We start from the raw sequence: 13832 nt of genomic DNA on the forward strand, positions 1-13832 counted from the left end.
TATTTTTTAATATTTAATTAAGATTAAGGTTGATGTAGGACTATTAAAACTATCTATCTTTGTTATTTCATAAAAGGGTTAACACACATTGCGATATTTTATAGAACTTTCATATAACGGCGGCGCGTATCATGGGTGGCAAATTCAGCCTACGGCGATTTCGATTCAGGAAGTTTTAGAAAAAGGATTGTCTACGTTGCTCAACGAAACCATAGGTGTTATGGGGGCCGGCAGAACGGATACTGGTGTGCATGCCAGACAAATGTTTGCGCATTTTGATACGGAAACTGTTTTGAATACTGAAGATTTGGTGTATAGACTGAATTCTTTTTTACCGAAGGATATTGCTGTTACTTCAGTTTTTGAAGTGAAGCCTAATACACATGCGCGGTTTCATGCTACCGAACGGAGTTATTTATACCGGATAAGTATTAGAAAAAACGTTTTTACATTTGAAAATACTTATTATTTAAAGCAGGATTTGGATGTGGCGAAAATGAATATCGCTGCGAAAATCTTATTGGAGTATCAAGATTTTCAATGCTTTTCTAAGTCGAATACCGATGTAAAAACGTATAATTGTGATATTAAACACGCAGCGTGGTTTGCTAAAAATGATGAATTGCATTTTGAAATTACTGCCGACCGCTTTTTGCGTAATATGGTGCGAGCTATTGTGGGGACACTTATAAACATTGGTTTAGGGAAACTAGAGATTGACCAGTTGCACAGCATTATAAAATCTAAGGATAGGAGCGAAGCTGGATATTCCGTACCTGCACACGGCTTGTATATAACCAAGGTTAGCTATCCTGAAACTATTAAATTATAAATGACGAAACAAAAAGAACAAATATTTGATGTAACGCTGTTTAAACGTTTATTTAAGTTTATTAAACCTTATAAGACGGTGTTTGCAACGGTGTTTACTTCTGTTTTAATTATAGCAGTTTTAGGTGTTGCAACACCTTATTTATTGCAGCAGGCTATTGATGAGAATTTGACCAATAAGGTAGCTGAAGGCTTTTTATGGTTTGTAATTATTATGGTAGTGCTCTTGTTTTTAGAGTTTCTGTTTACGTTAGTTTTTATTTATTATTCGGGTTGGTTAGGGCAGCATGTAGTTAAAGATGTGCGTGTAAAATTGTTTAATCATTTGCTTCGTTTTAAAATGAAGTACTATGATAATTCTTCAGTTGGAGTTTTAATTACTCGTTCTGTTACCGATATGGAACGTATTGCAGATATTTTTGGTCAAGGATTATTCCAGATTTTTAAAGATTTACTGACAATGGTTGTCGTTTCTGGAGCCATGTTTTACATGAATTGGCGTTTGAGTTTGATTGTATTTGCAATGTTACCAATAGTACTATACGCTACACGATTGTTTCAGAAGTATATGAAAAAGGCTTTTGAAGAAGTACGTACAGAAGTTTCTAATTTGAATTCTTTTGTACAAGAGCGTTTAACTGGTATGAAAATTTTACAACTATTTGCTCGAGAAGCTATAGAGAATGAGAAATTCAGAGCCATTAACGAACGTCATAAAAAAGGCTGGTTAAAAACCATTTGGTATAACTCTATATTTTTTCCAATTGCTGAATTATCATCGTCCATTACTATTGGTTTAGTGGTGTATTTTGGAGGGTTGAGTTATGCTTTAGAAAGTACAGCATCTCAAGGGGTGTTGTTTGCATTTATTTTATTTATTCCAAAACTATTTAGGCCACTACGACAAATAGCAGATAAGTTTAACACGCTTCAAATGGGAATGGTTGCCGCAACTAGAGTGTTTAAGGTTTTAGACACAACATCACAAATTGATGATAGCGGTACTCATGAAGCTGCACATTTTAAAGGTGATATAGCATTTAAAAATGTAATTTTTAACTATGTTGAAGATGAACCTGTTTTGAAAGGTATTTCTTTTGGTGTTAAAGCAGGACAAACTGTTGCTATTGTTGGAGCTACTGGTGCAGGAAAATCTACAATTATTAATTTATTAAATCGTTTTTATGAAATTAAAGATGGTGTAATTGCTATTGATGATTTAGACATTAAAGATGTGACATTATCTTCTTTAAGAACGCAAATAGCTGTGGTATTGCAAGATGTGTTTTTATTTGCAGATACAATCATGAATAATATTACACTTCACAACCCTGATGTAACTGAGCAACAAGTTATTGATGCCGCAAAATCAATTGGTGTGCATGAGTTTATAAATTCGCTTCCTGGTGGTTATCAATATAATGTAAAGGAACGTGGTGTGATGTTATCTTCTGGCCAACGCCAATTGATTTCGTTTTTAAGAGCTTATGTTACTAACCCCAGTATTTTGGTGTTAGATGAAGCTACATCTTCTGTAGATTCTTATTCTGAACAACTCATTCAGAATGCTACTGATAAAATTACAAAAGGAAGAACTTCAATAGTGATTGCACACCGTTTAGCAACCATAAAAAAAGCTGATAAAATATTGGTTATGGATGCCGGCGAAATTGTAGAGCAAGGCACACACAAAGAACTTCTTAAAAAAGAAAATGGGTATTACAGAAATCTTTATGAAGTTCAGTTTTTGAAAGAGGCTGTGGCTTAAATTATGCTAAGTTTAGGCTAAGTCTTTCTTAATCATTTTATTGAGCTCGGTAGTATCTTCAAAAACTACAAATTCTCCATCTTTAAAATAGGAAATATGCCCTGTTTCTTCACTTACAGCCAATGCTAGTGCATCCGTTTTTTCAGTAACACCAATGGCGGCACGATGACGTAAACCAAAGCGTTGTGGTATGTGTTTTTCATTATTTACAGGTAAAATAACACGAGTAGCTTTTACAACATTATTGCTGATAACGATGGCGCCATCGTGTAACGGACTGTTCTTAAAAAAATACTTTCTATAATAGGCTGTGTGACTTTAATATTCATTTCATCACCAGATTCTGATAAGAAATCAAGATTGTTATTGCGTTCAAAAACAATTAAAGCGCCTGTTTTGGACATTGACATTTTACTGCATGCCGATATAATAGCATCTACATCGGTTTCATTAGTGCCCTCAGTTTTTAAGAACTTTAATTGCTGTAAAAATTTACGACGTCTGCTAAAATTAGTAGAACCTACCATGAGCAGAAACTTCCGTATTTCAGGTTGAAAAACTACGATTAGGGCAATAATACCTACTTTCATAAAACCGCCAAAAATACCTGTGAGCAATTGCATATCCAGGAATTCAGTCAGTTTCCAAGCACCATAAATAATAATGATACCAATAAAAATATTGATAGCAACTGTACCTTTAACTAATTTGTAAACATAATAGAGCAGTAAAGCAACAAGAACTAGATCTATGTAGTCCACAGGACGTAAGTTTAAGATGTCTTCAAAAATGTTCAATAGGTTTGTGGGTTTTTGTAAATTTAAGAAATTAGAGTTAATAAATTCTTTCCTGTTCTAAAATTTCCAAGTTTTCTGTTTTTAATTCTGTTAACTGAGTTTTAATGCTAATATAATCTTGAAAGGATATATTTTTGTTAATGCTGAGGATGATTTTCATCATTCCTGTGCTACGTTTTAATATATTTTCAATATCATTTTTAAGATTTAAAGTATTGGTTTTAGGGTTTTTATCCTTTGCAATAAATAAGAAGAATATCTTATCTGCACTTTCAACGTGAACAATTATTGGTGTCCAATTGCGCTCCTTAGTATTTTTTAAAATATGATTGAATCCGTAATCTTCATAGGCTATATCCGAAAACTCTAAAAAACCCAAATTATTCTGACTCAAATCATGACAAGTAAAATAATTTTTAGCCTTTTCATTTTTATGACTGGAAGATTTCTTTTTGTCTTGCAAAAATTTGATATGCGGAATAGCCTGTTTTAAAGTCAGGCGTTTATCTACATTTATTAACCAGTTTGTAGTGCTTATTAAATTTTTTCTATTGAGTTTTACGCTATCAGGTTGTGTTTCGTCATAAAACAAATATGCATGAGACACATCTTTAATATCTGTAATTTCAGAATGATTAATTTCTGGTAATTGTAAGACCTTTTTATTTCCGCAGGAAAAACAAAAAACCACTAAAAATAAAAATAGTATTTGTTTCATTTTAAGAATTTAAAGATTGAACCAACTTAACACATTCCATAGCTTCCTTAACATCATGAACCCGCAAAATAGAAGCACCTTTTTGTAAGCCAATAGTATTTAAAACTGTTGTACCATTTAAAGCTTCTTGAGCAGAAGTTTCTAAAGTTTTATAAATCATTGACTTTCTTGAAACGCCAACTAGTAAAGGTTTTTTAATCATTTTGAATAATTCCAGTTTGTTTAATAATTCAAAATTTTGTTGTAGGTTTTTTGCAAATCCAAAACCAGGATCTATAATAACATCAACAATTCCATAATCTCTAACAGCTGAAATTCTTTCAGAGAAATAGAATAAAATATCTTTTACTAAATCATCATAAACGGTAAATTGTTGCATGGTTTGTGGCGTACCTCTCATGTGCATCATAATATAAGGCAATTGTAATTCTGCAATAGTTTTTAGCATCTCGTTATCAAGTTTTCCTGCTGAAATATCATTAACTAAGGCAGCTCCAGAATGTACGCATTGTTTAGCGACCTCACTTCTAAAAGTGTCTACAGATAAAAAAGTATCAGGAAATTGCTTAATAATTAATTTTACAATTGGTAGAATACGTTGTAACTCCTCGGTTTCACTAACATGGTCTGCATTTGGTCTAGAACTGTATGCTCCAACATCAATAAAAGTGGCGCCTTCAGTTAGCATAGTTTCTACTTGATTTAAAATGGAAGATTCATCTTTATAAGCGCCTCCATCGTAAAAAGAATCTGGTGTAACGTTTAAAACACCCATGACTTTAGGGGTTGATAAATCTATAAGCTGTCCTTTACAATTTATGGTCATTAATACAATTAGCTAGAGTGTTTGTATATAGTTTAAAACTTTAAACCTTAAACTTTGAAGGTTTTAATTATTTATGCGAAATTTACGCAAAATCAATATTATTTATGCAAGATACTTCAAAACAATATGATGCCGTAATAGATACCTGCAAAAATTTATTTGTAAAAAAATGAGTGATTATGGGAGCGCATGGCGGATTTTGAGATTACCATCACTTACAGACCAAATTTTTATTAAAGCACAGCGCATTAGAGGTTTGCAACAAAATGATGTACAGAAAGTTGACGAAGGACAAGAAAGCGAATTTATTGGTATTATAAATTATTGCATTATGGCGTTGATTCAACTAGAAAAAGGCGTTGTTGAACAACCTGATATGTCGGTTGGGGTAGCAAAAGATTTATACGAAAAACAAGTAGCTACAACCAAAAAGCTCATGGAAGATAAAAACCATGATTATGGCGAGGCTTGGCGAGACATGAGAGTAAGTAGCTTGACAGATTTGATTTTACAAAAGTTATTGCGTGTAAAACAAATTGAAGACAATCAAGGTAAAACGTTGGTAAGTGAAGGTATTGACGCGAATTATCAAGATATGATTAATTATGCAATTTTTGCAATGATTCATTTAAACGAAGCAAACGCATGAGAGCATTAGTAAGTATATCAAGAATATTAGTAGGCGTATTGTTTATATTCTCAGGATTTATAAAGTTGAACGATCCTTTAGGATTTTCCTATAAACTGCAGGAATATTTTAGTCCTGATGTACTGAATATTCCATCTTTAGAACCTTATGCGTTACTGATTTCGGTTTTCGTTGTTGTGTTTGAAGTTGTTTTAGGTGTGTTTCTTTTGATAGGCTACAAACCCAAATTTACAGTATGGAGTCTGCTTTTAATGATTGTTTTCTTCACATTTTTAACTTTTTATGCAGCTTATTTTGAAAAAGTGAAAGACTGCGGCTGTTTTGGAGATTTTTTAAAACTTGATCCTTGGGAATCCTTTGGGAAAGATGTAGTGCTTTTGGTTTTAATTATAGTGCTTTTTATTGGTGTAAAATATATAAATCCAGTTTTTGGAAAGCTGCAAACAACCATTTTAGCATTACTAGGTTTTATAGTGAGTTTATGGTTTGGCTACCATGTTTTAATGCATTTACCAGCTATTGATTTTAGAGCTTATGCCATTGGAAAGAATATAAAAGAAGGCATGATGATTCCCGAAGATGCACCAAAACCAATTCAAGAATATGCTTGGAAATTCAATATAAATGGCGAAGAAAAAGTGATTACAACCAATGGTTCTTATCCATCAGTTGAAGGCGATTTTATAAGTGTGGATACTAAAGTGATCCAAGAAGGCTATACGCCTCCAGTTGTAGATTTTTCTATTGAAGGTGATGATGAGGACTTTACCGAGTACTATTTAAATGAAGAAAACTTAATAGTTGTAGTATCTTATAGCTTAGAAAAAATTGAGAAAGATGGCGCTTATAAGTTAAAAATTTTACAAGATGAAGCTAGAAAAAATAATTATAAGATTATTGGTTTAACAGCTTCGGGCAATGAGACTAAACAATATGTGAATAAAACTTATAATTTAGATTTTGAATGGTATTTATGTGATGAAAAAGCACTTAAAACAGTTGTGCGCTCTAATCCTGGAATTATAGAATTAGATAAAGGAACTGTGAAACAAAAAGTACATTGGAATGATTTGGAGAATTTGGAGTTGCCTTAAGTCGAATGAAAAATAATTATCATCAACTATAATTAATAACTACAACTGATTAGATATCTCATAAATAAAATCTTCTACGCCATACTCACATTATTTGGAGTAGTTACTGTCATTTTCTTTTTATTCAATATACTACCTGGAGACCCGGCGCAAATGATGATGGGGCAAAATGAAGATAGCGAGCAACTTGCCATAGTAAAAGCAAAGTACGGATTCGATAAACCAATCGGTACGCAATACGCTTATTATATAAATGATTTATTACCACTATCGTTTCATTCAAAAAATGAAGATGATTACACATTTTTAAGTCAGAATAAATATACTGCTACAAAATTATTTTCAATAGGAAATACAACAACGGTTTTAAAGTTTCCCTACCTGAGAGAATCCTTTACCAAACAAGGGAAAAAAGTAACCCAAGTTTTAGCAGAAACATTACCAAATACATTTGTTTTAGCAGTTTCTGCAATAATCATAGCTATAATTATTGGTGTTTTTTTAGGAATTATTTCAGCATTGTATAAAGACAAATGGCTCGATAAAATCATACAAATTTTAAGTACTTTGGGGATGAGTGTGCCCTCTTTTTTTAGTGCCATTTTATTCGCCTGGTTTTTCGGTTATATTTTACATGAGTATACCAATTTAGAAATGACAGGAAGCCTTTATGAATTAGACGATTTTGGAGAAGACATGCACGTTAAATGGAAAAACTTAATACTACCAGCTATTGTTTTAGGGATTCGTCCTTTGGCAGTAGTTATTCAATTAATGCGTAATTCATTATTAGAAGTTTTTAATCAAGATTATATAAGAACAGCAAGAGCAAAAGGCTTAAGCGAGTTTCAAATTATAAAAAAGCACGCTGTAAAAAATGCGTTAAATCCAGTTGTTACAGCAATTTCAGGTTGGTTTGCATCTATGCTAGCAGGAGCTGTATTTGTAGAGTATATTTTTGGATGGAACGGACTTGGGAAAGAAATTGTAAACTCATTAAATACTTTAGATTTACCAGTAATTATGGGTGCTGTTTTAGTAATTGCAACATTATTTGTAATGATTAATATTTTAGTCGACTTAATTTATGTTTGGTTAGATCCAAAAGTGAAATTAGAATAAGAATTTAGAATGTTATGAAAAAAATAAGTTATTTACTGTTGCTGTTAATAGGCTTACTAAGCTGTAACACAGAAAAGCCAACAAAATTTACAGAAGCAGTATTAAACGATACTTTTACAACTTTAGAAGGTAATCAAATAACTATAAAATCCATTTTAGAAAAACACAAAGGCAAAACCATAGTTGTTGATATTTGGGCATCTTGGTGTGGCGATTGTATTAAAGGCATGCCAAAAGTAAAAGCGCTTCAAGATGATAACAAAGATGTTGTTTATTTATTCTTTTCTTTAGATAGAGGAGAGAAAGCTTGGAAAAGAGGTATAAAAAAATACAATGTAAAAGGCGAACACTATTATATGCAATCTGGTAAAAAAAGTGCATTTGGCGATTTTGTAAATATTAGTTGGATTCCTCGATATATGGTATTGAATAAAGCTGGCGAAATCGTTGTATTTGATGTTATTGAAGCTGATGATGATAAGTTGCTAAAAGCTCTGAAAAATTAAGTATTTTTGTTTGAAATAGTATAAATAAAAGAATCTAAAATACTTTCTTACAAGAAATTTAAATCAATACCATGAGAAAAAACATCGTAGCAGGAAACTGGAAAATGAACAATGATTTATCAGCATCTAAAAAGCTGGCAAAACAAGTTGCTAAACTAGTTAAGAAAAACAAAGTAAAAGGTACCAAAGTTATCATAGCACCAACGTTTGTAAATTTAGAACGCGTAGTAAAAGAAACTAAAAAATCTAAAGTTAAAGTAGCTGCTCAAAACATGCATTTTGCAGAAAGTGGAGCATTCACAGGAGAAATAGCTCCAAAAATGTTAAAGGCCATAGGTGTAAAAACGGTTATTTTAGGCCACTCAGAGCGCAGAGAATATTTTGGAGAAAACGATGCTTTATTAGCAAAAAAAGTAGATGCTGCTTTAGAAAATAAAATGGATGTTATTTTCTGTTTTGGCGAAGTTTTGGAAGACCGAAAATCTGGAAATCAAGAACAAGTAGTAGAGTCACAAATCAAGAACGCTTTGTTTCATTTAGAAGCTTCTGCATTCAAAAATATAGTATTAGCATACGAGCCAGTTTGGGCCATTGGTACTGGTGAAACTGCAAGTCCAGAGCAAGCGCAAGATATGCATGCCTTTATCAGAAAAACGTTAACAGATAAATATGGTGCTGATGTTGCAAACAATGTTTCCATCCTTTACGGCGGAAGCGTTAAACCAGCAAACGCTCAAGAAATTTTTGGAAAGCCAGACGTAGATGGTGGACTTATTGGTGGAGCTGCATTAAATGCTGAAGATTTCTTTGCAATTGTAAGTGCGTTTTAAATAAAAAAATAATTAGGGCGTTACCCCAATAAAGATTGAGCTTTTACTCATGCATTTCTATTTGAAACTTAGGAATTCATGAGCATAAATGTTTTTTACAAGCCTTCGCACCTCTCCCGATAGCTATCGGGATTGGGCTGTGGGCTTTACTCCACAATCGCCAACGCGGGCTTATCCGCCAAATTAGCTTAATAATAAAATGTCTAACGCTGTTTATATCGGTTATTACTTTAAAGTAACTCCATTAGTTCCCGCCGTAGAAATTTTGATTGCCGAATTAGGTTATGCAGGTTTTGAAAGCTTTGTAGAGTACGAAGATGGTGTAACAGCATACATTCAAAAAGAAGAGTGGAATAAGAATATTTTAGAAAATATTAACATTCTAAGCTCTGATGAATTTGAAATTTCATTCACTTTTGAAGACATAGAACAAACCAACTGGAACCAAGAATGGGAAAAGAATTTCAATCCTATTGTAGTTGATAATATATGTGCAGTACGCGCCCCATTTCACGATAAATTCGATACAGAATACGATATAATAATTGAGCCAAAAATGAGTTTTGGTACAGGGCATCATGAAACTACACACATGATGATCCAGCATATTTTAAAAAACGATTTTGAAGGGAAATCGGTTTTGGATATGGGGTGTGGTACAGGTGTTTTAGCAATTTTAGCTGAGCTAAAAGGCGCAAAACCCATTGATGCTATAGATTATGATAATTGGTGTTATTTAAATAGTCTCGAAAACGTGGAGCGCAATAATTGTAAAAATATTACAGTTATAGAAGGAGATGCATCAGCCATTAAAAATAAATACGACATTATTATAGCCAACATAAACCGTAATATTTTAATGCAGGATATGGCAACTTATGTCTCTTGTTTAAATAAAAACGGAACATTGTTTTTAAGCGGATTTTATAATGATGATATTCCGATGATTAAAGCAGAATGTGAAAAACATCTGTTAAAATTTGAAGAAAAATTGGAAAGAAACAATTGGGTATCATTAAAATTTTTAAATTAGTACAAGATTTTTCCCCAAAAAGATTGAAATTATGAGTACAAAAGAAAAAATATCAGAAGAATTATTACTTGAAGAAGAAGTGAAAATTCAAAATGAAATAGTCTTGTATAACGATGACGTTAATACTTTTGACCACGTTATAGAAACACTTATTTATGCTTGCGACCATACTTCAGAACAAGCAGAGCAATGTTCTTTATTGGTCCATTATAAAGGAAAATGTACTGTTAAAACAGGTTTGTATGACGATTTGAAACCACGCTGTTCTATGCTTCTTGAAGCAGGGTTAAGTGCAGAAATAGTTTAAAGAGATTAAATTATAAATTATTAATTAGACCTGATATTTTTTTAAGCTATCAGGTCTTTTTTATGTTTTTTAGATAAATTATAACTCAGACGGACAAACATAATCAGTAGTTGGTAAATCCGTATTTTTTATAGCCCCAAAACCACCAGATATATCCACTAAATTATTAAATCCTCTTGCTTTTAAAATAGAAGCTGCTATAATAGAACGGTAACCACCAGCACAATGTAAATAGTATTTTTTGTTCTTGTTGATAGAGTTCATGTTGTTATTAATAAAATCTAGAGCAAAATGCTGTACATTGTTTCCTTCTAAATGTTCAGATTTATATTCGCCATCTTTTCTAACGTCTAAAATATTTATGTTTTTAGTTTTAAAATCATTTTCAAATGTTTCAACAGAAATAGATGTAATCGTCTCAATGTCTCTTCCTGATGCTTTCCAAGCATCAATACCTCCTTCTAAATAGCCTAATGTATTATCATAACCAACTCGAGATAATCTTGTTACAGTTTCTTTGGCTCTACTTTCGGGAGTTACCAGCAAAATAGGTTGTTTTAAATCTGTAATTAATGCACCAACCCATGGTGCAAAACCACCGTTTAAACCAATAAATATTGAATTAGGGATATGTCCTTGAGCAAATTCTTGTTCAGTCCTTACATCTAGAACTAAAGCACCCTCTCTATTTGCAATAACTTCAAAATCTTCAGGATTTAAAGATGTATTTCCTTGATTTAAAACATCCTCAAAAGTATCATATCCTGTTTTATTCATCATGGCATTTTTTTCAAAATATTGTGGAGGAGGAGCAATGCCTTTAAGCACTTCTTTTACAAATTCATCTTTAGTCATATCTGCTCTTAGTGCATAATTGGTTTTCTTTTGTTCTCCTAAAATACCAACAGTTTCCTTACTTAAATTTTTACCACAAGCTGAACCAGCGCCATGAGCTGGATATACAATGGTTTCATCTGGAAGTATCATTATCTTTTTTCTTAAAGAGTCATACAGCATTGCAGCTAAATCCTCTTTAGTTAAATCAGATTTAATAGCTAAATCTGGTCTACCAACATCACCTAAAAAAAGCGTATCGCCTGAAAAAATAGCATGTTCCTTTCCGTTTTTATCTATCAAAAGGTATGTTGCAGATTCCAAGGTGTGTCCTGGAGTGTGTAATACTTTAATGGTTATATTTCCAAGTGTAAATGTCTCATTGTCTTTTGCAGTATAAATTTCATATTCTGTCTCAGCACCTGGACCAAATACAATAGTAGCACCAGTTTTTTTTGCTAAATCTATATGTCCAGAAACAAAATCTGCATGAAAATGAGTTTCAAAAATGTATTTAATTTTGGCATTTTCTTTTTCAGCCTTATCGACATATTGTTGTGTTTCTCTTAATGGGTCAATAATAGCAACTTCTCCATTAGATTCAATGTAATATGCACCTTGAGCTAAGCACCCTGTATATATTTGTTCAATTTTCATTCTCTGATTTTTTATTAATTCAAAATTACAAAACCTAAGTAATCCAGTTTGTAACTAATATCACATTTAAAATTATTTTAACTCTTTGTAAATAATGTAGGTAGCCATCATTAAAACAAAATAACCAAAACTCTTTTTAAGCTTTTTTCCACTTATAAACTTTGAAAGGAATACTCCTAAAATAATTCCTGTAATAGAAATTCCTGTAAACATAAGTAGAAATACCCATTCTATATCTAAAGTTTGTACATCTCCAGTAAACCCAATTAATGAGTTTATGGTCACAATTATTAATGATGTGCCAACTGCTTTTTTCATCGGTATTTTTGCCCAAAGTACTAATGCAGGAACATATAAAAAACCGCCACCAGCCCCAATAACACCTGTAATAGTTCCTATGATTAAACCTTGGATGAAAGTTTTGTAATAAGGTTGTTTTGCAGAAAGTAATTCATTTGGTTTGTCTTTCTTTATCATTGAATATGATGCAATGATCATGATAATTGCAAAAAAATCATGATGCCCATACTTTTCGTTAAACTAAAATTACCTACTGTAAAAAGCGATTCTGGAATGTTAGGAACTAAATAACGTCTAGAGAAGTAAACGGCGACAAATGATGGAAATGAAAATGCTAAACCTGTTTTGAAATCCACTAAACCCTCTTTGTATTTTTGGTATGTACCAACCATTGATGAAGTGCCAACAACAAATAAAGAGTATGCTGTTGCAACTACTGGATTATAACCCAATAAGTAAACTAATAATGGTACAGTTAAAATAGAACCGCCACCACCAATTAACCCAAGTACTAAGCCTACTATTAGAGCACCTATATAACCAAACACTTGCGTGGTATCCATTTAGTGAGGTAATTTGTTTTTTAAAAGTCCATAAATGAATGTTCCGAAAACGGCTGCCGCAATTACGATGAGCATACTCCAAACACCTGAGCCTAAAAGGATGTACATTGGGCCAGGACAAGCACCTATTAGCGCCCAGCCAAACCCGAAAATGATGCCTCCAGCTATGTAACGCACTAATCCGTTTTCTTTTTTTGGTACATAAATATCTGCACCTTTTATGCTTTTTATATAGCCTCTTTTTGAAATCTGTAAAAAGAGAATTCCTGATGCTATAGCTGTACCAATAATGCCATACATATGAAAGGATTGAAAACGGAACATCTCGTAAATACGATACCAAGAAACAGCTTCAGATTTTACCAAAACAATACCGAAAAATATACCTACTAATAAGAATTTTAATGCTTTCATGCTTTTAAAAAATTAATGGTAAAATAAAGTTAGTCATAATGAGTCCTCCAATAAAAAATCCAATTACAGCTATTAAAGATGGTTTTTGTAAACTACTTAGTCCAGTAATGGCATGTCCAGATGTACAACCACCTGCGTAGCGTGTTCCGAAGCCTACTAATAAACCTCCAATTACTAAAAGTATTATTGCTTTTGGTGATGCTAATACCTCTAAACTATACATTTCGTTTGGAACTAATGTTTGTCCAGGATTGTTGAAACCCATGTTTTGAAGTTCGGTAACTGTAGCTGGATTTAAATCAGTACCGCTATCATTTGATAAGTATTGAACTGCTATAAATCCTCCAATTACTGCTCCTAAAACTACAGTAAGATTCCAGAGTTGATCTTTCCATTTAAAATTAAAGAAATCGGTAAATTTCCCTGCACCAGCAATTGTACACATGGTTCGTAAATTTGATGACATACCAAAGGTTTTGCCAAAATAGAGTAAGAGTGCCATAACAATGGCTATTAATGGGCCTGATATATACCAAGGCCATGGATTTAAAATGTATTCCATAGTTATTAATTTTAACGCGAA

At 32.4% G+C, this 13832-nt stretch carries 13 protein-coding genes and 3 pseudogenes; 9 read left to right on the forward strand and 7 right to left on the reverse strand.

Annotated elements, in window-relative coordinates; all coding sequences use genetic code 11:
• Positions 1-88 precede the first annotated feature (88 nt).
• Positions 89-832, forward strand: a complete 744-nt coding sequence (gene truA / locus AC0L5U_RS19790; RefSeq protein ID WP_473418141.1) for a tRNA pseudouridine(38-40) synthase TruA — start codon at positions 89-91, stop codon at positions 830-832.
• Positions 833-2599 (forward strand): ABC transporter ATP-binding protein, encoded by a 1767-nt coding sequence (locus AC0L5U_RS19795; RefSeq protein WP_473418142.1) that lies wholly within the window; start codon positions 833-835, stop codon positions 2597-2599.
• 12 nt (positions 2600-2611) lie between these two features.
• Here AC0L5U_RS19795 and AC0L5U_RS19800 read toward each other — a convergent pair.
• The 3 genes and pseudogenes from AC0L5U_RS19800 to folP form a co-directional block, all read right to left on the reverse strand.
• A pseudogene (locus tag AC0L5U_RS19800) lies at positions 2612-3396 on the reverse strand (diadenylate cyclase).
• A gap of 37 nt (positions 3397-3433) precedes the next feature.
• Positions 3434-4114, reverse strand: a complete 681-nt coding sequence (locus AC0L5U_RS19805) for a hypothetical protein (RefSeq protein WP_473418144.1) — start codon at positions 4112-4114, stop codon at positions 3434-3436.
• Between the two features lies 1 nt (position 4115).
• Positions 4116-4940 carry a dihydropteroate synthase gene (gene folP, locus AC0L5U_RS19810; protein ID WP_473418145.1) on the reverse strand — a complete coding sequence of 275 codons (825 nt, stop codon included), beginning with the start codon at positions 4938-4940 and terminating at the stop codon, positions 4116-4118.
• Positions 4941-5044: 104 nt separating this feature from the next.
• Here folP and AC0L5U_RS19815 point away from each other — a divergent pair.
• The 7 genes and pseudogenes from AC0L5U_RS19815 (at position 5045) to AC0L5U_RS19845 (ending at position 10481) form a co-directional block, all read left to right on the forward strand.
• Positions 5045-5589 (forward strand): annotated as a pseudogene (locus AC0L5U_RS19815) (DUF1599 domain-containing protein).
• Positions 5586-6683: a BT_3928 family protein gene (locus AC0L5U_RS19820; RefSeq protein WP_473418146.1), complete on the forward strand. Its 1098-nt coding sequence runs from the start codon at positions 5586-5588 to the stop codon at positions 6681-6683. Before AC0L5U_RS19815 ends, AC0L5U_RS19820 begins: the two are co-directional and overlap by 4 nt.
• A gap of 45 nt (positions 6684-6728) precedes the next feature.
• Positions 6729-7805, forward strand: a complete 1077-nt coding sequence (locus tag AC0L5U_RS19825) for an ABC transporter permease (RefSeq protein ID WP_473418336.1) — start codon at positions 6729-6731, stop codon at positions 7803-7805.
• A 14-nt stretch (positions 7806-7819) separates the two neighbouring features.
• Positions 7820-8311: a TlpA family protein disulfide reductase gene (locus AC0L5U_RS19830; protein WP_473418147.1), complete on the forward strand. Its 492-nt coding sequence runs from the start codon at positions 7820-7822 to the stop codon at positions 8309-8311.
• A 71-nt stretch (positions 8312-8382) separates the two neighbouring features.
• Entirely contained in the window at positions 8383-9141 is a 759-nt protein-coding gene (tpiA, locus tag AC0L5U_RS19835; RefSeq protein ID WP_473418148.1) for a triose-phosphate isomerase, read from the forward strand.
• 199 nt (positions 9142-9340) lie between these two features.
• Complete coding sequence (gene prmA / locus AC0L5U_RS19840; RefSeq protein WP_473418149.1) at positions 9341-10174, forward strand: 50S ribosomal protein L11 methyltransferase; 834 nt, start codon at positions 9341-9343, stop codon at positions 10172-10174.
• Positions 10175-10205: 31 nt separating this feature from the next.
• Entirely contained in the window at positions 10206-10481 is a 276-nt protein-coding gene (locus AC0L5U_RS19845; protein WP_473418150.1) for an ATP-dependent Clp protease adaptor ClpS, read from the forward strand.
• 78 nt (positions 10482-10559) lie between these two features.
• On the opposite strand, the gene AC0L5U_RS19850 is transcribed toward AC0L5U_RS19845, so the two are convergent.
• From AC0L5U_RS19850 to AC0L5U_RS19865, 4 genes and pseudogenes are all read right to left on the reverse strand, one after another.
• Entirely contained in the window at positions 10560-11972 is a 1413-nt protein-coding gene (locus AC0L5U_RS19850; RefSeq protein ID WP_473418151.1) for an MBL fold metallo-hydrolase, read from the reverse strand.
• A gap of 72 nt (positions 11973-12044) precedes the next feature.
• A pseudogene (locus tag AC0L5U_RS19855) lies at positions 12045-12835 on the reverse strand (sulfite exporter TauE/SafE family protein).
• Complete coding sequence (locus tag AC0L5U_RS19860) at positions 12836-13249, reverse strand: DUF6691 family protein (RefSeq protein WP_473418152.1); 414 nt, start codon at positions 13247-13249, stop codon at positions 12836-12838.
• Between the two features lie 4 nt (positions 13250-13253).
• Positions 13254-13811 carry a YeeE/YedE family protein gene (locus AC0L5U_RS19865; protein ID WP_473418153.1) on the reverse strand — a complete coding sequence of 186 codons (558 nt, stop codon included), beginning with the start codon at positions 13809-13811 and terminating at the stop codon, positions 13254-13256.
• Positions 13812-13832 lie beyond the last annotated feature (21 nt).

This window comes from Jejuia sp. G7-7, from assembly GCF_055808955.1.